This window comes from Amycolatopsis sp. NPDC047767, from assembly GCF_040704195.1.
In the GTDB taxonomy this organism is placed as follows: domain Bacteria; phylum Actinomycetota; class Actinomycetes; order Mycobacteriales; family Pseudonocardiaceae; genus Amycolatopsis.
The window spans coordinates 77,611-103,223 of record NZ_JBEYSJ010000010.1 but is presented as its reverse complement, the minus strand read 5'-3'; the positions used below and the strand labels follow the sequence as shown (position 1 = coordinate 103,223).

General features: G+C 70.8%; 23 protein-coding genes. 11 read left to right on the top strand and 12 right to left on the bottom strand.

Annotated elements, in window-relative coordinates; genetic code table 11:
- Window positions 1-26 precede the first annotated feature (26 nt).
- From AB0878_RS20080 to AB0878_RS20060, 5 genes are read left to right on the top strand one after another with little or no spacing between them, the layout of a single operon-like run.
- Window positions 27-1,802 (top strand): iron ABC transporter permease, encoded by a 1,776-nt coding sequence (locus AB0878_RS20080; RefSeq protein WP_366581743.1) that lies wholly within the window; start codon window positions 27-29, stop codon window positions 1,800-1,802.
- A 38-nt stretch (window positions 1,803-1,840) separates the two neighbouring features.
- Window positions 1,841-2,932 carry an ABC transporter ATP-binding protein gene (locus tag AB0878_RS20075; protein WP_366581742.1) on the top strand — a complete coding sequence of 364 codons (1,092 nt, stop codon included), beginning with the start codon at window positions 1,841-1,843 and terminating at the stop codon, window positions 2,930-2,932.
- Between the two features lie 22 nt (window positions 2,933-2,954).
- Entirely contained in the window at window positions 2,955-4,424 is a 1,470-nt protein-coding gene (locus AB0878_RS20070) for a hypothetical protein (protein WP_366581741.1), read from the top strand.
- Window positions 4,421-5,227: a CbbQ/NirQ/NorQ/GpvN family protein gene (locus AB0878_RS20065; RefSeq protein WP_366581740.1), complete on the top strand. Its 807-nt coding sequence runs from the start codon at window positions 4,421-4,423 to the stop codon at window positions 5,225-5,227. The genes AB0878_RS20070 and AB0878_RS20065 overlap by 4 nt, the downstream gene beginning before the upstream one ends.
- Entirely contained in the window at window positions 5,224-7,212 is a 1,989-nt protein-coding gene (locus tag AB0878_RS20060) for a VWA domain-containing protein (protein WP_366581739.1), read from the top strand. The genes AB0878_RS20065 and AB0878_RS20060 overlap by 4 nt, the downstream gene beginning before the upstream one ends.
- Window positions 7,213-7,234: 22 nt before the next feature.
- Here the strand turns inward: AB0878_RS20060 and AB0878_RS20055 are convergent, their stop codons facing one another.
- Both AB0878_RS20055 and AB0878_RS20050 read right to left on the bottom strand, forming a co-directional pair.
- Window positions 7,235-9,541, bottom strand: a complete 2,307-nt coding sequence (locus tag AB0878_RS20055; protein WP_366581738.1) for a protein kinase — start codon at window positions 9,539-9,541, stop codon at window positions 7,235-7,237.
- A 100-nt stretch (window positions 9,542-9,641) separates the two neighbouring features.
- The gene (locus AB0878_RS20050; RefSeq protein ID WP_366581737.1) at window positions 9,642-10,886 is read right to left on the bottom strand and encodes an MFS transporter; all 1,245 of its coding nucleotides are present in this window, start codon (window positions 10,884-10,886) and stop codon (window positions 9,642-9,644) included.
- A gap of 97 nt (window positions 10,887-10,983) precedes the next feature.
- On the opposite strand from AB0878_RS20050, the gene AB0878_RS20045 reads away from it, so the two are divergent.
- Both AB0878_RS20045 and AB0878_RS20040 read left to right on the top strand, forming a co-directional pair.
- The gene (locus tag AB0878_RS20045; protein WP_366581736.1) at window positions 10,984-12,054 is read left to right on the top strand and encodes a cupin domain-containing protein; all 1,071 of its coding nucleotides are present in this window, start codon (window positions 10,984-10,986) and stop codon (window positions 12,052-12,054) included.
- Window positions 12,051-12,929 carry an AAA family ATPase gene (locus tag AB0878_RS20040; protein ID WP_366581735.1) on the top strand — a complete coding sequence of 293 codons (879 nt, stop codon included), beginning with the start codon at window positions 12,051-12,053 and terminating at the stop codon, window positions 12,927-12,929. The genes AB0878_RS20045 and AB0878_RS20040 overlap by 4 nt, the downstream gene beginning before the upstream one ends.
- Before the next feature lie 58 nt (window positions 12,930-12,987).
- Here AB0878_RS20040 and AB0878_RS20035 read toward each other — a convergent pair whose 3' ends face one another.
- From AB0878_RS20035 to AB0878_RS20025, 3 genes are read right to left on the bottom strand one after another with little or no spacing between them, the layout of a single operon-like run.
- Window positions 12,988-13,968, bottom strand: a complete 981-nt coding sequence (locus AB0878_RS20035) for an ABC transporter substrate-binding protein (protein WP_366581734.1) — start codon at window positions 13,966-13,968, stop codon at window positions 12,988-12,990.
- A 38-nt stretch (window positions 13,969-14,006) separates the two neighbouring features.
- Window positions 14,007-14,861 (bottom strand): ABC transporter permease, encoded by an 855-nt coding sequence (locus AB0878_RS20030; RefSeq protein WP_366581733.1) that lies wholly within the window; start codon window positions 14,859-14,861, stop codon window positions 14,007-14,009.
- Window positions 14,858-15,730 carry an ABC transporter ATP-binding protein gene (locus tag AB0878_RS20025; protein ID WP_366581732.1) on the bottom strand — a complete coding sequence of 291 codons (873 nt, stop codon included), beginning with the start codon at window positions 15,728-15,730 and terminating at the stop codon, window positions 14,858-14,860. The genes AB0878_RS20030 and AB0878_RS20025 overlap by 4 nt, the downstream gene beginning before the upstream one ends.
- Window positions 15,731-15,908: 178 nt before the next feature.
- Here AB0878_RS20025 and AB0878_RS20020 point away from each other — a divergent pair, with 178 nt between their 5' ends.
- Window positions 15,909-16,643, top strand: a complete 735-nt coding sequence (locus AB0878_RS20020) for a FadR/GntR family transcriptional regulator (protein WP_366581731.1) — start codon at window positions 15,909-15,911, stop codon at window positions 16,641-16,643.
- A gap of 119 nt (window positions 16,644-16,762) precedes the next feature.
- Window positions 16,763-18,007, top strand: coding sequence for an FAD-dependent oxidoreductase (locus tag AB0878_RS20015; RefSeq protein WP_366581730.1), 1,245 nt, complete (start codon window positions 16,763-16,765; stop codon window positions 18,005-18,007).
- 2 nt (window positions 18,008-18,009) lie between these two features.
- Here AB0878_RS20015 and AB0878_RS20010 read toward each other — a convergent pair whose 3' ends face one another.
- Genes AB0878_RS20010 through AB0878_RS19995 form a run of 4 tightly spaced genes read right to left on the bottom strand, consistent with a single transcriptional unit; the run spans window position 18,010 to window position 21,848 of the window.
- Window positions 18,010-18,996: an ABC transporter substrate-binding protein gene (locus AB0878_RS20010; RefSeq protein WP_366581729.1), complete on the bottom strand. Its 987-nt coding sequence runs from the start codon at window positions 18,994-18,996 to the stop codon at window positions 18,010-18,012.
- A gap of 4 nt (window positions 18,997-19,000) precedes the next feature.
- A complete protein-coding gene (locus AB0878_RS20005) occupies window positions 19,001-19,999 on the bottom strand; it encodes an amidohydrolase family protein (protein WP_366581728.1) in 999 nt (332 codons plus the stop codon).
- Window positions 19,996-20,706 (bottom strand): 4-carboxy-4-hydroxy-2-oxoadipate aldolase/oxaloacetate decarboxylase, encoded by a 711-nt coding sequence (locus AB0878_RS20000; protein WP_366581727.1) that lies wholly within the window; start codon window positions 20,704-20,706, stop codon window positions 19,996-19,998. Before AB0878_RS20000 ends, AB0878_RS20005 begins: the two co-directional genes overlap by 4 nt.
- The gene (locus AB0878_RS19995; RefSeq protein WP_366581726.1) at window positions 20,703-21,848 is read right to left on the bottom strand and encodes a zinc-binding dehydrogenase; all 1,146 of its coding nucleotides are present in this window, start codon (window positions 21,846-21,848) and stop codon (window positions 20,703-20,705) included. The genes AB0878_RS20000 and AB0878_RS19995 overlap by 4 nt, the downstream gene beginning before the upstream one ends.
- 122 nt (window positions 21,849-21,970) lie before the next feature.
- Between AB0878_RS19995 and AB0878_RS19990 the strand changes: the two genes are divergently transcribed.
- Together AB0878_RS19990 and AB0878_RS19985 are read left to right on the top strand one after the other, a co-directional pair.
- Window positions 21,971-22,912 carry a hypothetical protein gene (locus AB0878_RS19990; protein ID WP_366581725.1) on the top strand — a complete coding sequence of 314 codons (942 nt, stop codon included), beginning with the start codon at window positions 21,971-21,973 and terminating at the stop codon, window positions 22,910-22,912.
- A 3-nt stretch (window positions 22,913-22,915) separates the two neighbouring features.
- Window positions 22,916-23,356, top strand: coding sequence for an RpiB/LacA/LacB family sugar-phosphate isomerase (locus AB0878_RS19985; RefSeq protein WP_366581724.1), 441 nt, complete (start codon window positions 22,916-22,918; stop codon window positions 23,354-23,356).
- On the opposite strand, the gene AB0878_RS19980 is transcribed toward AB0878_RS19985, so the two are convergent.
- The 3 genes from AB0878_RS19980 to AB0878_RS19970 are packed head-to-tail and all read right to left on the bottom strand — an operon-like array spanning window position 23,337 to window position 25,600.
- Complete coding sequence (locus AB0878_RS19980) at window positions 23,337-23,918, bottom strand: 2,3-bisphosphoglycerate-dependent phosphoglycerate mutase (RefSeq protein ID WP_366581723.1); 582 nt, start codon at window positions 23,916-23,918, stop codon at window positions 23,337-23,339. The genes AB0878_RS19985 and AB0878_RS19980 overlap by 20 nt on opposite strands.
- The gene (locus tag AB0878_RS19975) at window positions 23,915-24,769 is read right to left on the bottom strand and encodes an alpha/beta hydrolase (protein ID WP_366581722.1); all 855 of its coding nucleotides are present in this window, start codon (window positions 24,767-24,769) and stop codon (window positions 23,915-23,917) included. The genes AB0878_RS19980 and AB0878_RS19975 overlap by 4 nt, the downstream gene beginning before the upstream one ends.
- A gap of 12 nt (window positions 24,770-24,781) precedes the next feature.
- Window positions 24,782-25,600, bottom strand: coding sequence for a 3-methyl-2-oxobutanoate hydroxymethyltransferase (locus tag AB0878_RS19970; protein WP_366581721.1), 819 nt, complete (start codon window positions 25,598-25,600; stop codon window positions 24,782-24,784).
- Between the last annotated feature and the right edge of the window lie 13 nt (window positions 25,601-25,613).

Genomic DNA, 25,613 nt, shown 5'->3' with positions numbered 1-25,613 from the left:
GGACACCGCCGGCGAAAGGACCCCCGATGACCCTGCTGGACACCCGACCCCCCGATCCGGCACCCCACGAGACCGTCCGGCCCGCGAAGACCTCGCGGTCCTGGCGCTCCCTGCTGCAGCCGCGCTACCTCACCCTCGCCGTGGCGGCGATCGCGGTGGCCTACCTCGCGCTGGTGCCGGTCGGCACGATGATCTACGCCAGCCTGCAGACGTCGTTCCTCGGCACCGGCGTTTCGACGTGGACCCTGCGCAACTACGCCACGACCTTCACCGCCGACGGGTTCGGCACGCTGGTGCTCAACTCGTTCCTCTACGCGGGGCTCACCGCGATCGTCTGCACGGTGATCGGGTTCGGGCTCGCGTGGCTGGTCAGCCGGACCAACACCCCGTGCAAGACGTTCGCGCAGCTGGCGGCGCTCGTTCCGCTGATCGTGCCGGGGATCCTCAACACGGTGGCGTGGGCGCTGCTGCTCTCCCCCGAACGCGGGCCGCTCAACGGGGTCCTGCGGTCGGTGGGGCTGCCGGCGTTCAACATCTACTCGATCGCCGGCATGGTGTTCGTGCAGTCCATCCACGTCGCGCCGGTCGCGTTCCTCATGGGCACGGCGGCGTTCAGCTCGATGGACTCCTCGCTGGAGGAGGCCTCGCTCGCGTCGGGCGCCTCTCCCGTGCGCACGTTCCGGGTGATCACGCTGCGGATGGCCCGGCCGGCGATCCTGTCGGCCGCGCTGCTGATGTTCATCCAGACCATCTCGACGTTCGAGGTGCCGCAGCTGATCGGCGTGCCGGGCCACACGTACGTGTTCGTCAGCCGGATCTACAGCGCGCTGCAGGCGTTCCCGGCCGACTACGGCACGGTCGGGGTGATCGGGGTGTTCGTGCTGGTGATCGCGTCGATCGGGCTGGCCCTGTCGCAACGGCTGAGCCGGCGCTCGGCCACGCAGACGATCACCGGCAAGGGGTTCCGCTCGACGGTGCAGGACCTGGGCAAGTGGCGCTGGGCGGGGCTGGCCGTGTTCATCCTGTTCTTCGTCATCGCCGTCGTGCTGCCCCTGGCCATGCTGATCTGGTCCTCGCTGCTGCCGGGTTACGAGCCGCCTTCGCTGAAAGCCTTGGGAGACCTGGGATTCGGCAACTACGCCCAGATCTTCCGGCAGCCGGCCCTGATCGAGTCGGTGCGCAACAGCGTCGTCACGGCGGTGAGCTCGGCGGTGATCGTCACCGCGCTGAGCGCCGTGGTCGCCTACCTCACGGTGAAGACGAAGATGTTCGGCCGCGGGCTGCTCGACGGGCTCGCGACGGTGCCGATCGCCGTGCCCAGCATCGTGATGGGCGTCGGCATCCTCTACTGGTACCTCGCCGCGCCGCTGCCCGTGCACCTCTACGGCACGCTGACCATCCTGGTCGTGGCGTTCGTGACGATCAGCCTGCCGTACGCGATGCGCTACCTCGTGCCCGGCATGGCGCAGATCAAGGACGAGCTCGAAGAGGCGGCCACCGCGAGCGGGGCCTCCTGGCTCCAGACGTTCCGGCGGGTGTTCATCCCGCTTCTCATGCCCTCACTGCTGGCGGCGTTCCTGTACACGATGATCGTCGCGTTCCGCGAGATCTCCGCGGCGATCTTCCTCTACTCCTCGGGGTCGGAGGTCGTGTCCGTGAGCATCTACGACCTCTACTCCAACGGGTCGTACCCGGTGGTCGCCGCGCTCGGCGTGGTGATGGTGCTGTTCCTGACGATCCTCGTCGCCGGTGTCCGCCTGCTCGGGCGCCGCTTCGGGATCCAGGGCGCGAATCAGAGCTGAGCAGACCCGACAACCACCGTAGGAGAAGGGATCCGAAGATGATCAGGCTGACCGGACTGACGAAACGGTTCCCGGGCCGGACCGTGGCCGCGAACGCGGTCGACGGGATCGACCTGGAGATCGCCGAGGGCAAGCTGGTGACCCTGCTGGGGCCCAGCGGCTGCGGGAAAACCACGACCCTGCGGCTCATCGCCGGGCTGGAACGCGCCGACGCCGGGTCGATCGAGCTCGACGGCAAGGTGGTCTCCGATCCGCGCAACGGGGTGTTCGCCGGCGCGCACCGCCGTCCGATCGGGATCGTGTTCCAGTCGTACGCGATCTGGCCGCACATGTCGGTGGTGCAGAACGTGATGTTTCCCTTGCGGGTCAACAAGCCGCGGATCCGCGCCGCGGCGGCGCGCAAGAAGGCGCTGGATGCGCTCGACCTCGTGGGCCTGGCCGACTTCGCCGAACGCCCGGCCCCGGCGCTGTCCGGTGGCCAGCAGCAGCGGGTCGCGCTCGCCCGCGCCCTCGTGCGCGAGCCGAAGGTGCTGCTGCTCGACGAGCCGCTGAGCAACCTCGACGCCGGCCTGCGCGACCGGATGCGCGACGAGATCCGCGCCGTGCAGCAACGGCTCGGCATCACCACGGTGTTCGTCACGCACGACCAGGACGAGGCCCTCGCGGTCTCCGACGACGTGGTGGTGATGAACAGCGGCTCGATCGTCGAACGCGGCCGGCCGCAGGAGATCTACACCCGCCCGCAGCAGGAGTTCACCGCGCGCTTCCTCGGGGTCTCCAACACGCTCACCGGCGTGGTCACCGAGGTGTCGGACGCGGGCGTGTGCGTGCAGGTCGGGCCCGGCCGGCTGGTCTGCCGCGCGGGCTCGGGGCTGAGCGCCGGCGACACCGTGAGCGTGTTCATGCGGCCCGAGAGCTTCGGGTTCTCCCGGAAGCAGCACGACGCCGAAGCCTGGAAGGGCACCGTGGAGTTCAGCATCTACCACGGCGACTGCTGGGACTACTACGTCCGGCTCGGCGACGACGTGCTGAAGGTCCGCGTCTACAAGGAGAAGGTCGGTCTCGCCCACGGCGACCCGATCTTCCTGCAGCCCGAGCCCGAGGACGCGATCGTCCTGCCCGCGCACTGACCCGAGAGGAGCACGGCCGCCGATGAGCGCCCCGTACCCCCTGTCCGCCCAAGCCCCCGGTGTCCCCGCCCCGCTGCCCGGGTTCGACTACCCGGCACCGCGGTTCCCGGGCTACCTGCTGCAGGAGCGCACCGACGACCTCGAGGAGCTGATGCCGCTCGCGCGGGCCCACGTGCGGCGCCGGTACGGCCGGTCCGCGCTCGGCGACGTCCGGCCCGGCGACGAGCTGCTCATCGTCACGTTCCCGCACCAGCACGAGCTCGTGTTCCAGGCCATCCGCGAGGCCCTGCTGGAGATCGGCGTCGCGAAGGTCGACCGCATCGACGTGACCGACCTCGGCATGGAGGTGAAGTCCTACAGCGCGGCCGAGGGGTGGCGGGAGATCACCGACCGGCTCCCGCCGATGATCGAGGAGGGCATCGAGTTCAACGTCGCCGCGGCGGCGCTGAAGCGGTTCCTCGACGACCGCCCCGGCTACACCGGCGTCTACGCGGGCGAAGCCGGGCGCTCACACTGGAAACGCGCCGCCGGCAAGCGGATCCGGAACAACTGGGTGTACTCGACCTACGAGGACTTCATCTCCCGCGCCAACGGGATCCCCGACGAGATCTGGCGGACCGTGGACCTCATGGTGGTCGACGCGTTCCGCGACGCCGCCGAGGTCCGCATCACGAGTCCCGAAGGGACGGACCTCGGCTGGCAGGTGAGCGAGCAGCAGGCGGAGCTGTGGCCCAAGGGCGCCTATATCTCCGGGCACATCCTCGGCTCGACGATCCAGGGCATCCGGTTCGGCCACCCGGCGGAGACCTTCCTGCGTGAGGCGAAGACGCTGATGCCCACGCTCAACGGCGTGATCGGCGGGACGAGCAACCACACGGGCTACTTCCCGCACGCGTCGGTGACCATCGAGTCGGGGATGATCACGAAGATCGAGGGCGGCGGCCGCTACGGCGAGCTCTGGCGCGAGGTCGTGGAACGCTACCGGGACACGCACTACCCCGGCTTCCCCTACCCGGGCTGGGCGTACTTCAACGACGCGTCGATCGGCACCAACCCCAAGAGCTACCGCCAGATCGAAACCCTGTGGAACTACAACGACTCCTGGACGAACCTGCCCGAGCGCGCCCAGGCCGGTGTGATCCACTTCGGCTTCGGCGCCGAGCACTGGGACCAGACCTTCCTCTCCTACGCCAAGGAGAACAAGCTGCCGACGATGCACTTCCCGCACGTGCACAACCTGTTCGCCACCTACGAGATCCGGCGGCGCAGCACCGGCGAGTGGGTCAAGCTGATCGACAAGGGCCGGATCACCGCACTCGACTCCGAGCGCGTGGTGCGGCTCGCCAGCAGCCTCGGCGGCACGCACCACCTGGAGTACGACTGGATTCCCGCGGTGCCGGGCATCAACTACCCCGGGGACTACCACCGGGACTACGCACCCGACCCGGTGTCGTGGATCCGCCGCGAGCAGAACGGGGAGTTCGCCCGGTGACCGCGCCCTTCTACCTGCCGGCCGGCGATGAGGTCGACCTCTTCCGCGCTGCCTACGACCAGCGCATCCCGGTGCTGCTCAAGGGACCCACCGGCTGCGGCAAGACCCGGTTCGTCGAGTACATGGCTTGGGAGATCGCGAAACAGCGCACCGGGCCGCCGCCGGACGAGCCGCTGGTGACGATCACCTGTCACGACGACCTCACCGCCGCCGACCTCGTCGGCCGGTACCTGCTCTCGGCCGAGGGCACGACGTGGCTCGACGGGCCGTTGACGCGGGCCGCGCGCACGGGCGCGATCTGCTACCTCGACGAGGTGGTCGAGGCCCGCAAGGACACCACCGTGGTGCTGCACTCGCTGACCGACCACCGGCGGACGCTGCCGCTGGAGCGGCTCGGCACCACCGTGGCGGCGCACCCGGACTTCCTGCTCGTCGTGTCGTACAACCCGGGCTACCAGGTCACGAGCAAGGATCTCAAGCCGAGCACGCGGCAGCGGTTCCTCGCCATCGAGTTCGGCTACCCGGACCCCGATCTGGAGGCCGAGATCATCGCGCACGAAGCCGGGGTGCCCGCGGACGTGGCCGAGGCGCTGGCCGCGCTCGGCGCCCGGATCCGCAACCTCGACGCCGCCGATCTCGTCGACGGCCCGAGCACCCGGCTGCTCGTCCACGCCGGCGCGCTGATCGGCCGCGGCGTCGCACCGCGGCGCGCGTGCGATCTCGCGCTCGTGCTGGCCACCAGCGACGACCGGGACGTGCAGGACGCCGTCCGGCAGGTGACGCACGCCGTGTTCGCGGCATGACGGCGACGCTCGCGCACCTGACCGAACTGACCGGCTCGCTCTCGCTGTACTACCGGGCGTTGTGCGGGCGCGGCTGCGAACTGGTGCCCTACGACGACGAAACCGAGCTCCGCCAGCGGCCCGACACCGCGACGACCGTGCGGCTCCCGTCGCACGTGCACTCGGGACCGTCGTGGTACCAGGTGGCGCTGACGCACCGGGCGCTGCACCACGAGCTCGGCACGTTCGAGCTCGACCTCGCCCGGCCGGAGCCGTTCTTCCGGCGGCTGCGCCCGGCCGGCCTGCGCGGCGGGCTCGACCGCTTCGCCGGCCTGTTCGGCCGGACGGCGCTCGCGGTCGAGGTGTTCACCGTGCTCGAAGACCTGCGAGTGGACGCCGCGGCCCTGCGGCTGTTCCCCGGTCTGGCCCCGGTCTACGAGCGGGTGCGCGACGACGAATTGGCCACGAGACCGGATCCGGCCGAGCTGCCGGCCCGCTCCGCGGCCGCCGAGGCGCTCGTCCGGCTGAGCCTCGGCGCCACCTCGATCCGGCTGCCGCTCTCACTGCACCCGGCGGTCACCCGGATGGCCGCCGTGGCGCGAGTGCTGACCGACCGGGCGTCCACTGTGGAATCGACGGCCGAGGCGGCGATCCGGTGCTACGGCGTGCTGGCGCGGCTGCCCAACCTCGCACCGGCGACGGGCGCGGGCATGGCGGTCGCGTTCACCGAGTCCGAAGTGGACGACGGGTTCACGCTGCCGGGTCAGGAGTTCCGGCTCGAAGGCGACGAGGTGTTCGACGTCCGGTTCGCGCCCGTGCGCTACCGCGACGTGCCCGGTCCCCGGTACCTCGGGTTGTCGGCTTCCGGCATGCCGCTCACGGAGGCAATCCTGCGGATGACCGGCGAGGAAGCGCAGGCGGCCGACGAGTTCACCGAACGCTCGCTGGCGGCCGAGAGCGGACAGGTCGACGTCACGACGGTCGAGCGGCCGCCGGAGCCACTGCCGCACGACCACGGCCCCGACCTGGACGACCACCACCACGGGGGAACCGGCCCCGTCCACGCGAACGGACGGCACGAGTTCACCTACCCGGAGTGGGACCACCGCGCCGGGAAGTACCTGACCGACTGGTGCCTGGTCCGCGAGAAGCGGCCCCGTTCGGGGCGCAGCGGCCGGGCGCACCGCGACGCACTCAAGCGCAACCGCGCGCTGCTGCCCGCGCTGACCGCTCAGCTGGAACGCATGGCGCCGCTCGGACGCCGCCGGCGCACCCGGCTGCGCCACGGCGACGACCTCGACCTCGACGCCTGCGTCGAGGCGATGGCCGACCTGCGGATCGGCCGGACGCCGGGCGAAGCCGTGTACAGCGCGCTCGAACCGGTGGCCCGCGAAGTGGCCGTCGCGTTCGCGCTGGACCTCAGCTCGTCGACGGCCGAACGCCTGCCCGAGCGCGACGACGGGATCCGCCGGATCCTCGACCTGGAGCGGGAATCGGTCGCGTTGCTCCTCGAAGCGGTGGAGCGGGTCGGCGACACCTACGGCATCTACGGCTTCTCCGGCACCGGCCGCGAGGACGTCGTCGTCTCGGTCGTGAAGTCCCTCGACGAGCGCCGCACCCCGGCGACCCTGCGCCGGCTCGACGGGCTCGTGCCGCAGCACACCACCCGGATGGGCCCGGCCATCCGCCACCTCACCCGCCGGCTCGCCGCCCACGGCGCGCCCTCGAAACTGCTCGTGCTCGTTTCCGACGGCCGCCCGTTCGACCTCGACTACGGGCAGCAGTACGGCGAGGACGCCGTGCTCGGCTACGCGCTCGCCGACACCACGCGCGCGCTCGCGGAAGCCCGGCGCGCCGGTGTCCGCCCGTACCTCATCACCGTCGACCCGGCGGGCGGCGACTACCTGCGGACGATGTGCGACCCCGACGAGTACCACGTGATCGCCGATCCGCGTGACCTGCCGGTGGCCCTCGCCCGGCTGTACGTCACCGCCCGGCGCGCGTAGCGGGAATCAGTGCCGCCGGGAATCAGTGCGGCCGGGAGAGGTCGCCGGGCCGGAACCCTTCCACCGTCGAGCTGACGAGCCCGTCGAACTGGTCCTTGTCCTCCCGCGGGTAGACCCAGCGCAACGCGGCCATCGACGCGGATCCCGTGAACCCGCGTTCGTAGAAGATCTTGCCGTCGCCCTGGTAGCCGGAAACCGAGTACCGGTCACCCTCGACCTTCTGGTAGGTCACCTGTCCGCCGTCCGCTTCCACCGCGGCGACCGCGCCGGCCATCGTCTGGGCCGCGGACTGGGTCGAGTTGGCGCCCCAGACCGTCAGCGTCGCGTCGGCGTCGGAGCTGCTGAACGTCATCCCTTCCCCGTTCGGCGGGGCGTACGGGGTGGCGAGGTAGCTCTCGGAAATCAGCGCGGTGAACCCGAACCGCGGGTTCGTGTACGTCGGCCCCTGCGCGGACTGGCCAAGAGAGGGCGTCGTCGGTGTCGGGGAGACCGAGGTCGAAGGCGGCGGCGAAGCGGGAGGCGACGAGGCGGGCGCCGGTTTGCCGAGCATCGTCAGGAACTTCGGCAGCAGCAGGTCGCCGATCCCGTTGTAGGGCAGGGTCACGGTCTCTTTCCCGGACGCCGTGTCGCAGCCGAGGTCGTACCACTGGATCTCGAACTCGGCGCCGGCCGCGGTGAACCCGATGGCCGCGCCCGGTACATGGTCGGTGCCCGAGCCCCGGTCGGCCGCGTCGATGGTGACCTTGTCCCCCGCTCCGTCGATCGTGGGGACCCGGCAGAACCCGTTTTTCGTGACCGGCTCGAGCCGCTGGGTCAGCGTCCGCATCCCGGCCGCGGTCAGCACCTCGGGCCGGAACATGTCCTTCGGGCCGAGCAGCTGTCCCGTGCCGAGGTCGACGTTCACCGTCTCGGGGAACCGCCAGGTCGTGTGCGACAGCACGTCCGAATCCAGATCGTGGTCGTACCGCACGGAAAGCAGGCTCGGCGTCCGCAGCAGGATCCGCGCCGTCGTGTGCGCCGCGGCCGTGTCCCCGCGCTCCTGGAACATCTCGCGATTGCCGGCCACCCCGTCGCGGATCGCCTTCAGCCGCTTGTCGACCGGGGCCCGCAACGCGTCGTTGATCCGTTGCCGGACGGCGGGATCCGGGCCGCCGGACACCTGGGGGAACTGGAGGTCGTAGGTGACGGGCAGCGCCGGATCCCGCCCCGACGTGGTCTGGAGGCCGACGGTGAGCGCCGCCGCCTGCGCGGGCGGATCGTCGTGGTTGGCGAAGATCGCCACTCCCCCGGCGACGAGCGCGCCGACGACCAGCACCGCCGCGGCGATCTTGCCGGCGATCACCGCGGTCGCGCCCACTCCGGACCCGGTGGCCGGCACTCCGCCGCCGACCCCACCCGCGATCCCGGCCGCCGTGCCGGCGCCGACCGGTGCGGCGGCCGTCCCGGCGGTGGCCAGGAGCGCCAACGGCGTCAGCGCCGTGAGCGCGGCGGCCGAGGCGGCCAGCCGCTTCCAGCCGCGCTTCTCCCAGTTCTTCCCGTAGGCCTTGCGCGCCACGGTTTCCAGCTCGCTCACGAACGCGTGCGCCGTGACCGGCCGCCACGCCGGGTCCTTGGCCATCCCCCGCGCGATCAGGGGACGCAACGCCTCGGGCACCGCGTCCACGGGCACGGGCGCCGCCTGGTGCAGCGAGCGCAGCCCTTCGGTCGTGTCCGCCCGGAACGGCGCCTGTCCGGTGACGCACTGGTAGAACACGCAGGTCGCCGCGTACACGTCGGTGGCCGGCATTCCGGGCTGCCCGGACCACTGCTCCGGCGCCATGTACGACGGTGAGCCGGCCGTCAGCCCGTTGTGACCGTCCAAAGTGGCGAGCCCGAAGTCGACCAGCTTCGACTCGCCTTCCCGGGACACCAGCACGTTTCCCGGTTTGTAGTCCCGGTGGACCACCCCGGCCGCGTGGGCGTCGGCGAGGCCGAGCAGCGAGCCCTTCAGGATGGCCAGCGCCGACTCGGGGGCGAGCACGTTCTCCGCCGCCAGCAGCGCGCGCAGCGACACCCCGGGCACGGCCTCCATGACCAGCGCGGCGCCGCCCGGCGTCTCCACGAAGTCGAAGAGCCGGACCACGTGCGGGCTCCGGACGCCGGACAGCAGCCACGCCTCGCGCCGGAAGCCGTCCGCGATCCGCGCGTCGGCGAGGTATTCCGCGCGCAGGTACTTGATCGCCGCCATCCGCCCCGACGCCTCGTGCTTGGCCAGCACGACCCGCCCGAAGCCGCCGGTGCCGAGCACGTCGACCTCGGTGAACCCGGGCACGTGCCAGGTGTCGACCATTCCCCGCCCCCTCCGCGAATCGCGGAGGACATCAGACCACGACCGGCGGTCCGGCACTACCGGAATGTGGCATTCAGTGCGAAACCGTCACACTCGCGGGTCACGCCGGCTCGGGCTCCTCCGCGCGGGCGGCGGCGTACCTGCGCACCGGGTTCGCCCGGCCGAAGTGCCCGACGGCGAAGGCCGCGGTCGCGAGCCCTCCGATCATGAGCGCGAGCACGGGACCGATCGCCGCCGCGACGCCCCCGATCACGGTGTCGCCCAGGGCCGGGCCGCCGCGTGAGGCCATCTGGTAGATCGCGGAAACCCGCCCGCGCAGCGCATCCGGCGTCTCGAGCTGCACCGCCGCCTGCCGGATCGTCGTGGCCATCGCGTCGAACGCGCCGAGCAACAGGCAGGCGACCAGCGCGACCACGAGCCCGGCGGCCCAGGCGAGCAGGACGGCGCTCAGGCCGTAGGCGATCGTCGACGCGAGGAGGACCTTGCCGAGCCGTTTGCTGCGGTCGACGACGCGGAAAACCGTGTACGTCGCGATGAGCGCGCCTGCCGACGGTGCCGCCGAGAGCAGCCCGTACGCCGTGGCTCCCAGGTGGAACCGGTCGATCGCCAGGGAGGGCAGAAGAACCCGGTAGCCCGCGAAGACGGTCGCCACCAGGTCGAGCAGCACCATCTGCCACACGATCCGTCTCCCCAGGACGAACCGGACCCCCTCCGCGAGCTGCTCCCGCAGCGTGATGTGCTCGCCCGCCCCGGGCAGGTGCGGAATCCGCAGCAGCGCCAAGGTGATCATCAGCAGCAGGTAGGTCACCGCGTCGACGGCGTACATCAGGCCCGGCCCGCTGACGGCGATGAGCACCCCGGAGAGTGCGGGGCCGAGGAGCACGGCGAGCTCCCGGGACGGGTTGAGCAACGCGAAGGCCTGCGGCAGCTGGGCCCGCGGGACCAGGGCCGGGATCAGGGCTTGGCGCGCGGGCTGGTCGAAACTGGCGGCCGCGGTGGTGAGCACGACCGAGCCGACCACCTGCACGACGTCGGCGTGGCCGGTGAAGCTCGTCGCCGCGAGCGCGAGCGCCACGACCATGGCCACGGCTTGCGACCACTGGAGGAGCTTGCGCCGGTCCACCCGGTCCGCGTAGACGCCGGCCAAAGGGCTGAGCACCACGAGCGCCACGACCTGGGCGGCACCGACCAGCCCGGTCTGCGCCACCGAGCCGGAGAGTTCGTAGACCTGGTAGAGGTTGGCCGCGATCGTTCCCCGGCTGCCGATCTGCGAGAGGACGACACCGCCCCAGTAGAAGTCGAAGTCGCGGTTGCGCAGGACCTCGGCGACCTTCATGACCGCCATATTGCCTGATGGTATGACCAAAAGTCCATGCTTGCCGCCGCGCGCCCGGCGGACCACAATGCGAAAGGTAAAATGGTCCGCCCAATCAGGAGGCTCGGTGTCGACGAAGACCACGACGAAGACCACCCACTACCACCAGCAGAAAGCCCGGCGGGCGAAGTTCCTCGAGGACTGGCGTGACAACCACCGCACGGTCATCCGGAGCGAGGCCGTCACCCTCCAGCCGACCGCGCGGGGCATGCGCACCGGCGTCTACATGGGCGAGGACGGGGACAACCCGACGCGCTCCATCGACGCCCTCGTGCACGAGGTCGACCACGGCGTGGTCACCACGATCCACCGGCACTCCTGGGACGCCATGGTGCTCGGCGTCGGCGGCCGCGGCTGGATCGAGATCGACGGCGAACGGGTGGCCGTCGCCCCCGGCGACTCGGCCCACATCCCGGCGTGGGCGTGGCACCGCTCGGGCAACGACGGCGACGAGACGTTCCGCTACCTCACGTTCTCCAGCGAGCCGCTGCTCGCCACGATGGGCATGTCGATCCTCGACGACCGCGGTCACGAACCGGTCGAGAACCTCCCGGGCCGGCCCGACTTCAGCGCACCCGACGTGCCGGGAGACGACGCGTACGCCCGGCGCCTGCGCCGGCTCGGCAAAGAGCAGCAGAAGCGGCGCAGCGGCCGGCTCCACACCGACTGGGACGAGCTCGAACTGCTCAACACCCCGCGCGGCACCCGCACGACCTTCCTCCTCGACCGCGCCATCGGGTACCAGGCTTCCGGCATCACGATGGCGATGTTCGAGATCGGCCAGGGCCGGCAGCAGTCGATGCACCGCCACGCCGGCGAGGCCTGGCTGTACGTGCTGGAAGGCGAAGGCCACTCCTACCTCGGCACCGAGCCGGAGGGCGGGGAGAACCACCCGTGGAAGAAGGGCGACCTGATCGTGGTCGACCACTTCCTGTGGCACCAGCACTTCAACGACTCGAAGGAGAACACCGCGCGGGTCGTGCGCATCCACATGTTCGACAGCCTGCTGGAGACGATGCGGGCGCTGATGGATCCCGCGGTGCTCTTCGAAGAGCCGCCGGACCACATCCGCGACGCCCAGGCCGGCGACGTCAGCACGGTCGTGTGGCCCGCCCTCGACCGGCCGTCCTGGCCGTGAGCGAGCGGACGCTCCCGCCCGGAGTCGTCGGACTGCACGCGCTGCCCTCGGACCACCACGACGGGCCGTGGGACTCGATGATCGTGCCGGCGGGCACCAAGGAGAGGCTGCTCGGCACCGCGCTGCTCGTCCTGCGGCAGGGCCGGTTGCTCAGCGGGCTCTCCGGCGCGCCGCACGGCCTGATCGTGCTGGCCGGTCCCCCGGGTACGGGAAAAACGACGCTCGCACAGGGACTCGCGCAGGCCGCCGCACGGAAGATGGCCCCGCGCGGCGCCACCACGCTGGTCGAGGTCGACCTGCACGCGTTCCCGAGCGACATGCTCGGCGAAAGCCAGCGGGCCGTCTCGCGGCTGTTCCTCGACACCCTGCCGGAGATCGCCGCGCGGCGACCGCACACCGTGGTGCTGATCGACGAGGTCGAGGCACTCGCCGTGCGCCGAAGCTCGGCGTCGTTCGAAACCAACCCGGTCGACGTGCACCGCGCGACGGACGCCGTGCTGTCCGGTCTCGACCAGCTGCGCGCGCAGTGCCCGCACCTGGTTCTCGTGGCCACGACCAACTTCGTCGACGCGGTCGACGAGGCCGTGCTCTCGCGGGCCGACCTGGTCATGACCACCACGCTGCCCGACGACGAGGTCGTCGAGCGGATCGTGGCGTCCTCGCTGACCGAGCTGGCCGAGCAGTGGCCCGGGCTGATGCCGCTCGCCCGGGACGCCGACCTCCGCGCGGAGCTGGCCAAGGGCCTGCGGGGCCTCGACGGCCGGCGGGTGCGCAAGTCGATCCTCGCGGCGCTCACGGTGCGCACCGAGGTCGCCCTCGACCCGAACCTGCTCACCGCCGACGACCTGCGCCACGCGACGCAGCTCGAAGCCTGAGGTTCTCCGACGGACGCGCGGTGCCGGGCGACCGACCCGGCACCGCGCGTTTCCCGTACTACTTGGCCCCGAAGGCCTTGTCCACAAAGGACGAGTCGATGAGCGACGCGAGATCGACGTTGTCGACCCCGTTCACCGAGCCTTCGAGGGATTGCTGCGAAGACTTGAGCTGGTCCACCGTCGCCACGGGCGGGTCGGTGAGGACCTCGCCCGCGTAGTACTTCCAGGTCGCGTCGAGCGCGCGCTGGTCGGTGACCCCGAGGTGCGCGCCCAGGATCTTCGTCGAGTACGCCTCGTCGGAGCGCTCGCGGTCGAAGCCCTTCTTGAGGCCCGCCATGAACTTCCCGACGACGTCCGGGTGGTCCTTGAGGTACTCGGACGTGCTGGAGATGCCCACGTTGATGTTGGGGATCTTCTCCTTCGCCATGTCGATCACCATGTGCAGGCCCGCGTCCTCGAACTTGAGGCTGGCCGGCGGGTGCGTGGCGGAGGCGTCGATGGTCTTGGCCAGCAGCGCGTTGTTGACGTTCGTCACCGAGCCCAGCGGCACCAGGTTCACGTCACCGGGATTGATGCCCAGCTTCTTCAACGCCTGCAAGGTACCGATGTACTGGGACCCGCTCTTCGTCGTGTAGCCGATCTTCTTGCCCTTCAGCTGAGCAGCGGTCGGCACGTTCGCGTAGATCTGGTACGGGAGCACCGGGGTGAGCGCGGCCAGCACCTTCACGTCGCCGCCGGCCGCGGTGCCGGCCACGATCTGCGAACCGCCCATCGAGGCGAGCTGCGTCTGACCCGCGATGAGCGCCGGGTACCCCTGGTTGCTGTCGAGCTTGATGAGCTTGACGTCGAGCCCTTGCTCCTTGAAGTAGCCGGCTTCCGACGCGATCCACAGGGGCAGCTCGTCGGCGACCTCTTCGCTGTAGCTGACCGTGATGACGCCACCGGCTCCGGCGTCCGACGAACCACCGCAGGCGGCCAGCGTCGAGGCCGCCAGCGCCACGGAAAGGGCGACGCCGAAGGCGCCAGACTTGAACTTCATTGTTCTGTCCTTCTGGGAATGGGCGGGGACGGGAAACGTCAGTCGCTCAGGCGCCACGCGGCGTAGTGGTTCTCCACCCGGCGCAGCAAAGCCGTGAGGATCACGCCGGCCGCGGCGAAGATGAACAAGCCGGCGAAGACGGTGGCGGTCTGGAACTGCTGGCCGGCGGTGTTCATCGTCATGCCGACACCGTGCTGCGCGCCGCTGAGCTCGGCCACGAAGACACCGATCAGCGCCTGGCCCACGGCGAGCCGCATCCCGCTGGCGATGAACGGGACGGTGCCGGGCAGGGCGACGGTGCGGAACAGCTGGAGGTCGCTCGCCCCGAAGCAGCGCGCCACGCGCACGGTTCCCTGTTCGAGCGACTGGACGCCCTGCGCGGTGTTGATGAGCACCGGGAACAGCGCCATGAGGAAGACGATCGCGATCTTCGAGGAGCTGCCGATGCCGAGCCAGATGATCAGCAGGGGCGTCAAGGCGATGCGCGGCGTGGCGTAGAGGAAGTTGACGAAGGGGTTGAGCGCCCAGGCGATGCGCTTGTACCAGCCGATCAGCAGCCCCACCGGCAGCCCGATCACCACCGCCAGCGCGAGGCCGGCGAGCAGTTCCTGGGCGCTGGTCCACAGGTCGATCCAGATCTGGCCGCCCTGGATCATCGCCCCGAAGGCGTCGATCACGTCGACCGGCCCGGGCAGGATCAGCTGCGGCTGGATCCGCAGCAGCGCGACGATCTCCCACGCGACCAGCACGACGACGACGGCGCCGATGCCGAACAAGCGCTGCTGGCTGAGCCACGACGGCAGCCGGCGACGGGCCGGCCGGCCCGCGCGAGGGCTCCGGGCCGGGCGGGATGCCACCCGCGAGGTCTGCCTCGGCGAAGACGTGACGCTCATCGGGCTCCCTCCCCGGCACCGGCTTTGGCGCCGTAGAGCACGTCGGCGATCTCGTCCCGCAGCTGCGCGAACTCCCGCGTCCGCCGGATCTCGTGTGAACGCGGACGCGGCCACGGCACCGTGATCTCCTTGACGATGCGGCCGGGCCGCGGGCTGAACACGCACACCCGGTCGGCGAGGAACGCGGCTTCGGTGATGTCGTGGGTGACGAACAGAGCCGTCACGTCGCGGGCGGCGCACACCCGCAGCAGCTCGACCTGGAGCACCTCGCGGGTCTGCGCGTCGATCGCGGCGAACGGCTCGTCGAGCAGGAGGATCTCCGGTTCGACCGCGAGCGCTCGGGCGAGGTTGACCCTGGCCTGCATGCCGCCGGAGAGCTGCGCCGGGTACTGCTGGCCCACGCCGGCCAGCCCGACCAGCTCCAGCAGCTCGTCGGCGCGCTGCTTGGCCGCCGGCTTCTTGACCTTCTTCGTGAGCTCGAGGCCGTAGCTGACGTTCGCCTGAACGGTCCGCCACGGCAGCAGGTTCGCGTGCTGGAACACCATCGCCCGGTCGGGTCCCGGACCTGGGATCGGCCGCCCGTCGAGCTCCAGATCGCCCTCGGCGAGCTCGACGAACCCGGCGACCGCGTTGAGCAACGTGGTCTTGCCGCAGCCGGAAGGCCCGACGAGGCAGACGAAATCGCCCCGCTCCAAGCTCAGATCACACTGCTCGACGGCCGTCGTCACCTCTTTCGACCCAGGCTTGGCGTAGTCGATGGCGACACCCCGGGCCTCGAGGTGTGCGATCCCGCCCGTGGCTCCCACATCGATGTGCGCAGCATCACGGCCTGCCGTTCTGGACAGTGCCGGCTTGTCTCGGCTCAGCATGGAGGGGAGCGTAGGACTAATTGTCAGTCCAAAGCAATGGTCCAACTGAGTTTTCTGACCAGGTCGTGACCGGCCGGAGCAGCGCCGACACCCCTGACCAGGCCTGGTGCCGTAAGGTCAGACCATTGACTGTTAAACTACGGTGCATTTCCGGCATCGACCATGACGAGGTGGAGACATGGCTGCAACAGGGCGCGGCGAGAAGGACGACCTCTTCAGCCGCGTGAGCACCTCGCGGGTGTCCCAGGTCATCGTGGACCAGATCAAGGTACTCATCCGCGACGGTTCCCTCACCCCCGGCGACCGGCTGCCGAGCGAGCGCGATCTGTGCCAGCGCTTCGGCGTGAGCCGGGTGACCGTCCGAGAGGCACTTCGCGTACTGGAGGCCACCGGGCTCGTCACCATCAAGGTGGGCGCCCACGGCGGCGCCTTCCTGACCGCGCCGAGCACGGACCGCGTCGGCGAGGGCCTGGCCGATCTCCTGTCGATGTCCGTGCTCACCGCGGGCGAGGTGACCGAGGCGCGCAAGATCGTCGAGATCGGGGCCCTCCCCCTGATCGTCGAGCGGGCGACCGAAGAGGACATCGACGCGCTGTTCAAGCTCGTCGAGGAGGGGCAGCACGCCGTCGACGAGGACCGGTACACAGTGGACATCTCCGCGCGGTTCCACATCCGCCTCGCCGAATGCGCCCACAACACCGCGCTGACGATGCTGATCCAGAGCTTCCACGGCCCGCTCCTGATGTCCCTGCGGGAGGCCCGGGAGCAGGCGCCGATCATGGGCGCACGCGGGACCGGCGAGCACCGCGAGCTCGCCGAGGCCATCCGCGAGCGCGACCTCGCCGCCGCCCAGCGGATCATGAGCGAACACATCGCCCGGACCGCGCAACGCGTGTCGCACGAGGTCGAGTAGCACCCGAAAACCCCGCACCAGCGTCGGAAACACCTCTCGCACTGGACGCTGCCTTCCGCTAAGGTCTAATGGACTAGCCAACGGCGGTTTCTCGTCAACAGAGTCAAGGTGGTGACGGCATGGCGGTGAAGGGAAACGGCACCCTGGTGGTGGGCGCGAGCCAGGCGGGCGTGGAGCTGGCCGCCTCGCTGCGCAAGCTGGGCGACCCGGGACCGATCACCTTGCTGGGCGGGGAAACCCGGCTGCCCTACCAGCGGCCCCCGCTGTCCAAGGCGTTCCTCAAGGGGGAACTGCCCGAGGAGCGGCTGGTGCTGCGGGGCGCGGACTTCTACGAGGCGCAGCGGATCGAGCTCGTCCGAGGCGAGTGGATCGACGCGATCACCCTCACCGATCCCGAGCGCGGTGGCGGTTTCGCGGTCACGCGGTCCGGGCGGACCGTGGACTTCGATCGCCTCGCCCTGACCACCGGAGGCACCCCGCGCCGCCTGGGCGTTCCGGGCGCCGACCTCGCCGGCGTCCACTACCTGCGCGACGTCGACGACGCGATGGCGCTCCGCCACGACCTCGCGTCGGCCCGCGACGTCGTGGTCGTCGGCGGGGGCTTCGTGGGGCTCGAGGCCGCCGCGGCCGCCACCGCCGCGGGCCGGAACGTCACCGTGGTCGAAGCGGCCGACCGGTTGCTCGCGCGTGCCGTCGCGCCGCAGATGTCGGGCTTCTACCTCGCCGCGCACCGCCGGCGCGGCACCGAAGTCGTGCTTTCGACCGGGGTGACCGAGCTCCTCGGCCGCGACCGGGTGACCGGCGTCGGGCTCTCCGACGGCCGCACCCTCCCCGCCGACGTCGTGGTCGTCGGGATCGGCCTGGTCCCCCACACCGAGCTCGCGGAACAGCTCGAGCTCGTGTGCGCCGGCGGGATCCTCGTCGACGAGTCCGCCCGCACCAGCACCCCCAGCGTGGTCGCCGCGGGCGACTGCACGATCGTCGCGCACCCCGACCACGGCACCCTCCGCCTCGAGTCCGTACCCAACGCCATCGCGCAGGCGAAAACGGCGGCCGCGACCCTGCTCGGCCTCGCCGCTCCCGCCACCGGGATCCCGTGGTTCTGGTCCGACCAGGCCGATCTGAAACTCCAGATCGCGGGGGTCAGCAGCGGCTACGACGAGACCGTGCTGCGCGGCGACCCCGGCAGTGAACGGTTCTCGCTCTTCTACTACCGCGGCGGACGTCTCATCGCGATCGACGCGGTGAACGCGCCCCGCGACTACATGGCGGTGCGCAAGCTCCTCGAGGCCGGCCGCACCGTCCCGCCGCACGTGGCGGCCGACACCGAGGTGGCGCTGAAGGAGCTCCTGCGCGCCGCGTGAGGTCAGATGACGAAGGACTCCGTCGACCCGGGCGCGAACAGCTCTTCCGCGGTGCGCAGGCGAGCCGAGAGCCCCTGCTCGTGGTGGTAGCGGAGGAACACGTCGAGCACGTGCCGGTTGGCGTCCAGCCCGTAGGACCAGTAGTCGGGGCCGAGCAGGCTCCGCGCGTCCTCCAGGTGCTGGTTGAGCCACGGCTCCATGAACCGCAGTGCCGAGGCGTCGTAGATCCGGGCGTACGCCTCGTTCTTGGCCGCTGTGAGCGCCTTGGTCAGGGACTGCGCGACCCACGGGTGCCGCTCGTGGACTTCGCGGCGCAGGACGACCACGTGCATGATCGGGAAGATCCCGGTGGCCGCGTAGTAGTCCTTCTCCGCCGCGACGGTGTCGGGGAAGAGCCGGGCGACGCGACCGTCGCCGGCGACGAACGAGCTCGGGATCCGCGGGCTCTGCAGCGCGTCGATCTCGCCGGTGGCCAGCATCTCGGAAAGCGTCCGGTCCGCCGGGATCGGCTGGACGTCGAAGCGGGTCGACACGGCACCCTTTTCGATCCGCCCCGGCGTTTCCTGGCCACCGGTGAGGTAGGTGACGGAGTCGAGCGGCACGTCGTACGCGTCGGCGAGGATGCCGCGGATCCAGACACTCGCGGTCAGCTGGAACTCCGGCGTCCCGATGCGCTTGCCGCGAAGGTCGGCCGGTTTCTCGATGCCCGCCGCGGTGTTGACGAAGACGCCGCCGTGGCGGAACATCCGCGACGTGAACACCGGCAGCGCGACGAACGGCGCCGGGTCGCGGTCGAGTGAGGCGACGTAGGTCGACAGCGACATCTCCGAGGCGTCGAACTCGCCGTGGCGCAGCATGCGGAAGAAGGTCTCCTCGACCGGGAGCCGCAGGTACGTCAGGTCGATGCCGTCGGGCCGGATCGACCCGTCCTCGAGGGCGCGCGTGCGGTCGTAGTCGCCGCACGCGAACGTGATGGGCAGCCGGCTCATCGGATCACCTTCCTGTGGCGGCGAGCCGCCGGTCGAGCCGGGGGTAGACCCGGCGGGCGTTGTTCTCGTACACCGCGGCCAGGTCCTCACCGGTGAGGCCGGCGCGGTCGACGTACTGTTTCGTGTCGTCCCAGGCGATGCCGGTTTCCGGGTCCGCCCCGCGGACCGCGCCGAGCATCTCGGACGCGAAGAGCACGTTGTTCGCGGGCAGGACGTCGAGCAGAAGGTCGATGCCGGGCTGGTGGTAGACGCACGTGTCGAAGAAGACGTTCGGCAGCAGTTCGGCCGGGTCCGGCCAGCCGTTGCGCATCGCCAGGCCCCGGTAGCGGCCCCAGTGGTAGGGCACCGCTCCCCCGCCGTGCGGGATCACCAGGCGCAGACCGGGAAACCGGTCGAAGAGCTTCGCCTCGAGCAGCTGGGTGAAGACGCTGGTGTCGGCGTTGAGGTAGTGCGCGCCGAGCGTGTGGTGGTTCGGGTTGCACGCCGTCGAGACGTGCACCATCGCGGGTACGTCGAGCTCGGCCAGGACCTCGTACACGCCGAACCACGACTCGTCGGTGATCGGCTTGCCCGCCCAGGTGCCGGACGGGTCCGGATTGAGGTTGACGCCCACGAAACCGAGTTCTTCGACGGTCCGGCGGATCTCGGCCGTGACGCCGCCGAGGTTGCCTGCGGGCGTCTGCGGAAGCTGCGCGACCGGGGCGAAGTGCTCGGGGTACAGCTCGGCGACCCGGTGCACGAGATCGTTGGACGCGCGCGCCCAGGCGTTCGCCACGCCGACGTCCTCGACGTGGTGCTCCATGCCGGATGCCTTGGGAGAGAACAGCATCAGGTCACCGCCGCGCTCTCGCAGGACCCGCAGCTGGTTCCCCTCGACACTTTCGCGCAGTTCGTCGTCGGACACCGGCGCCAGTTTCGCCGACGCGCCGTCCAACTGGGCGTCGCGGAACTGTTTCAACGCCGGCGGAGCGGTCGTGTAGTGCCCGTGGATGTCGATGATCACCGGTCGCGCACCTCTTTGAGGTACTCGTCGTGCTCCACGTACCGCAGGCCTTTGCGCGCCAGGCGCTCGCGCATCGAGTTGACGTCGAGGCCGAGCTCGCCCTCGGCGTAGCGCGCCCGCAGGCGCGCTTCCTTGTCCTCCCGCGCCGTCGCGGCCGCGAGGACCTCGTCCGCGTCGGCCCGGCGCACGACCACCACGCCGTCGTCGTCGGCGACGACCACGTCACCCGGCTCGACCAGCCGGCCACCGCAGACGACGGGGGTGTTCACCGAGCCGAGCGTTTCCTTGACCGTGCCCTCGGCCGAAACGGCGCGGGACCAGACGGGGAACGGCAGCGCGCGCAGCTCGGCGATGTCGCGGCAACCGGCGTCGATGACCAGGCCCCGCACCCCGCGTGCCTTGAGCGAGGTCGCCAGCAGCTCGCCGAAGTAGCCCGCGTCCGAGGGCGACGTCGGCGCGACCACCACCACGTCACCAGGCCGGCACTGTTCCACGGCCACGTGGATCATCCAGTTGTCGCCCGGCGCCACGCTCACCGTCACGGCCGTGCCCGCCACGTGCGCGCCCGGGTAGATCGGGTTGAGCGCCGCGGCCATCAGCCCGGTGCGGCCCTGGGCTTCGTGCAGGGTGGCGACCCCGAACCGGCCCAGGCCGTCACGCGTCTCCGGGCTGGTTCGGGGCGGGTTGGTGACGACGATCCCGCTCATCGCGCGACCGCCCCGCCGGCCTGGCCGACCAGGGAGGGCATCAGGGAGATGTGGATCGCGTCCTCGTCGGTCTCGCCGGCGAGCACGCGGATCGCGTGGTCGACCTGGTCGATGCCGTAGCGGTGCGTCGCCAGCTTCTCCAGCGGGAACCGGCGCGAGGCGAGCTGGTCCACGGCGAGCTCGCAGGCGCGGAACGAGTGCCCGCGCGCGGACTTGATCGTGATCGCCTTCTCGGTGACCTTCTTGACCGGGAAGTCCGGGAACGCCGCCAGCTCGCCCTGGATGAGGAGCGTGCCTTCGCGGCGCTTGAGGACGTCGACGCCGAGCAGGACCGGCGCGGTGCCGGCCCGCGAGGTGCAGTCGAGCACGATGTCGACGCCGCGGCCGCTGGTGAGGTCCATGACCTTCTCGCGGGGGTCCTCGGTGAGCACGTCGATGACCTCGTCGGCGCCGAGTTCCTTGGCCAGGTCGAAGCGGTGCTTGTCGCGGGTGGTGCCGGAGACCAGGATCTTGGCGGCACCCGCGGTCTTGGCGGCGACCAGCTGAGAGAGGCCCTGCTGGCCCGGGCCCTGGATCAGCACGGTGTCGGCGTACCCGACGCCGGCGGTGAGCAGCGCCCACTCGATGCCGTTGGACAGCGGCATGACCATGCCGGCGAGCTCGGGCGTGACCGTGTCGGGGACCTTGTGCAGCACCGAGTTCCACGGCAGGTACATGTATTCGCTGAACCCGCCCCACAGCGTGCCCGGCTTTTCCGCGGAGGTGTAGCCGAAGCGCCGGCCGTCGGGGTTGGTCCGCCAGTCCGTCGCCTCGCAGTGCCGGTACTCCCCGAGCCGGCACCACTCGCAGTTGAAGCAGCCGACGTAGTGCTCGACGAACACCCGGTCGCCCTCTTCGAGTCCGTGGCGGCGCTTGAACCGCGGCCCGGCCTGCGCGATGACGCCGACGTTCTCGTGACCCATGATCACCCGGCCCCGGATCACGGCGGGCGGGTCGGCGTACATCTTCACGTCCGTCCCGCAGATCCCCGCGACCTCCACCTGCAGCAGAGCGGAGTCGTCGTCGATCGCCGGAAGTTCGAACTCCTGCATCTCGGTCGTGCCCGGCGCGACGCGGACGGCCGCCTGCACAGTCTGGACCATCGGATCTCCCTCTTTGGCAGAATGGACAGCCCAATATACCATCGGCAGCAGCACTCTCACCGGGTAACTCCGCGACAAGTGACTGCACGACGCGTAACTCCACGACGACGAGGCGAGGACCGATGGCCGAGCACCTGCTGACCGTGACCCGCACCCAGGGCAACAACCGCGCGCTGACGTCCGGCGAAGTCGTCCCGGCCGGATTTCCGTTGGCGTTCAAGGAAGAACCGGTTCTCGTCGCCGGGTTCCGGCGGATGGTCCGCGAGCTCGCCTACGACGTCTGCGAGATGGCGCTGACGACCTACCTCACCGCCCGCGAGCACGGCGTGCGCTTCACCGCGCTGCCGGTCTTCCTGGTCCGCGGCTTCCACCACGGCGCGATCCTCGTGCGGAAGGACTCCGGCATCACCGAGCCGGGCCGGCTCGCGGGGAAGCGGGTCGGCGTGAACCGTGGCTACACGGTGACCACCGGCGTCTGGGCGCGCGCGATCATGGCGCTCGAACACGGCCTCGACCTCGACTCGGTCACGTGGGTCCTCAGCGGCGACGAGCACGTGGAGTCCTACCAACCGCCCGAGAACGTCGAACCGGCCGCCGCCGGGAAAAGCCTGGCCGATCTGTTGCTGGCGGGCGAACTGGACGCGGTCGTCAACACCAAAGTGGACTCGCCCGAGGTCGTGCCCCTCATCGCCGAACCGGCCGAGGCGGGGTTCGCCGCGCTGCGCGAACGCGGTTTCTACCCGATCAACCACCTCGTCGTCGTCAAGGACGAGGTCCTCGACGCCCACCCGGGCGTGGCGAAGGCCGTGTTCGACGCGTTCGCGGAATCCAAGCGCCGCTACGTCGAGCGGCTGCGGGCCGGGGTCGCCGAAACCGCCGACGACCGGATGTACGCCCGGGTCATGGCCGAGACCGGCACCGCCGACCCCCTCCCCTACGGCATCGAACCCAACCGCGCGATCCTCGAGCTCCTCGCCGAACAGGCGGCGGCGCAACACATCCTGGCGAAACCGGTGGACGTCGACTCGATGTTCGCCCCCGCGACCCGCGAACTGGTGGGCTGAGCCGTGCGCATCGCGATCGCCGCCGACCACCACGGCGTCAACCTCAAGCAGCGCCTCACCGCCTGGCTCACCGCCCACGGGCACGAAGTGACCGACCGAGGCTCGCACGGCGAACCGGACGTCGTCGACTACCCGCCGTTGTGCGCCGACGTGAGCCGCCGCGTCGCCGACGGGCGGGCGGACGCCGGCATCGTGCTCGGCGGCAGCGGGCAGGGCGAGGTCATCGCCTGCAACAAGATCCGCGGCGTGCGCGCGGGGCTCGGGCACAGCACGTTCATGGTGGAGATCTCGCGCGGCAACAACAACGCCAACGTGCTCGTGATCGGTACGAAGATCATCACGGACGACGAAGCCGAACGGCTGCTCGCGCTGTGGCTGGCGACTCCGTTCAAGGGCGGCCGGCACCAGGACCGCATCGACCAGATCACCGCGCTGGAAGCCTGACCTCCGGCCGGAGCGGGACGGCGGTCGGCACCTCGGCGCCGATCGCCTCCCCCACGTCCAGGCCGCTCACGTGGGCCAGCAGCATGCGCAGCGAGTTGCCGTGCGCGACCACGAGGACCGGACGGCCCGATTCCAGCAGCGGCAGCAGCACCTCGTGCCAGTACGGCCGCAGCCGCTCGTGCAGCATCTGAAGGCTCTCGCCGCCGGGCGGCACGCCGTCTGGCGACCGCCGCCAGCGCTCCACCGCCTCGGCGCCGAACCGCGCCCGCGCGTCGGCCCGCCGAAGTCCTTGCAGTGCACCGTAATGCCGCTCGACGAGGGCCGGGTGGTACACGGCCGCGACGGTCGGCGCGAGCACGTTCCTGATGATCGCCGCGGTGTCGGCGGCACGGGCCAACGGCGAGCAGTGCACGACGGCCGGACACCAGCCGGCCAATGCTTCCGCCGCGGCACCCGCTTCGCGGACACCGGCCGGCGTCAGCGGGACGTCGAGGTGCCCGGCGAACAGGTCCCCGGCGTTGGCGGTGCTCTCACCGTGGCGAAGCAGGACGAGCCGAGTCACCGGTCGTGCCCGCGCAGGAACTCGAGGACGCGGGCCGGCGCGGTCTCGGCCGTCTGCTCGGCGACCGGGACGTCCCAGTACTCGTGCACCGGCAGGCATTCCTGGAGGTAGCGCGCGGCGGAAGGGGCGTGCGAGCTGTCCTGTCCCGGCACGATCAGCGCGGGCACGTCGCAGGTCATCAGGTCCTCGGGCTCGACGCCGGGGACGGTGTCGCGGTCGAAGAGGCCCCGCACCGAGCCGGTCACGAGCAGGTCGTAGCGAGCCGGGTCGAAAGCCGCGTACGCCTCGGCGAAGGTCTCGTCGCTGCGCAGCGGCGCTGCCCACGGACCCACGCGCGGGTCCTTGCTGAAGCCGGCGTTCGTCGACCGGGCCAGGTCGACGACGGCGGGAAGCCCGTGCTCGGCGACGAAGGCGAGGTGGCGCACGAACCGGCGGTGCTGCGCCATCCGGTACCGGGGCCCGCCGGCCGGCGAGAACAGCACCATGCTGCGCACCCGCTCCGGCGCCGCGACGGCGAGCGCCGCCGCGGTCGAGCAGCCGACGCAGCCGCCCATCGTGTGCGCCGCGTCGATGCCGAGGTGGTCGAGGAGCCCGAGCGCTTGGCGCGTGTACACCGGCCAGTCCAGCCGCTCGACCCGGCCACCCGACTGTCCCGACTCGCGCCGGTCGTAGACCACACAGGTGTAGCCGGCGGCGAACGCGTCGAGGAAACCGAGGTCGCGGTAGCGCCCGAAACCGGTCCAGTTGTCCAAAGTGGAATCGAAGCCGCCCGGGCTGAACATCAGCAGCGGCGGGCCCGCACCGACGGTCTCGTAACGCGTGGCGATCCCGTCCAGCACGACCACGGGCATGCGAACTTCTCCTCAGCTCTGAGGCACCTTGATGCCACCGCGGATCTGCCTGCCGCCGCGGATGTCCGCGGCGCAGTCGGACAGGGCGTCGAACACGATCCGCGCGACGTTCGCGTAGGTGTCGGGCTCTTTGTCCACATTGGCCGCGGTGTAGCCGATGGCCGCGGTCGCCATGCGGATGCGCCCGTCGAGCCACGGACCGCCGCCGAACCCGCCGAGCACGGGGATCGACACCGCGTCCACCACCGCCGGCCCCACCACCGGGCCGGAGTTGGTGAAGTTGAGCGCGACGGCTCCGGCCGATTCGAGGCGCTTGGCCTCCGCCACCAGCTCGTCGAGCATCTCGTCGGGCACCTGCGCGATGCTGGCCGCCGAGTACTCGATGCCGTACTTCAGGGCGGTCTGCGGCGTGATCCCGAACTGCGCGAAGACCGGGATGCCCGCCCGGGTGACGGCCTCGACCGCGTCCGGGAAGTCGGCGGCGCCGTCGAGCTTCACCAGGTCGACGCCCGCCTCCTTGACCAGCCGGATCGCCGCGTCGACGGCACTGGCTGCGCCCTGCTGCAGCGGGCCGAACGGGAAGTCGCAGCTGAGCAGTGCCCGCCGGACTCCCCGCCGCACCGCCTTCGCGACGACGAGGACCTCGTCGAACGTGATCTCGAGCGGGTGCGGCTGCCCCCACAGGTTGACCCCGACGGTGTCGCCGACCGAGACGATGTCCACGCCGACCCGGTCGGCGATGCGCGCCATCTGGTAGTCCCAGGCGACGATGCAGACGCTCTTCTCGCCGCGCGCCTTCATCGCCTGCAGAGCCGGGATGGTGACTTTCACTTCGTTCCCGGAG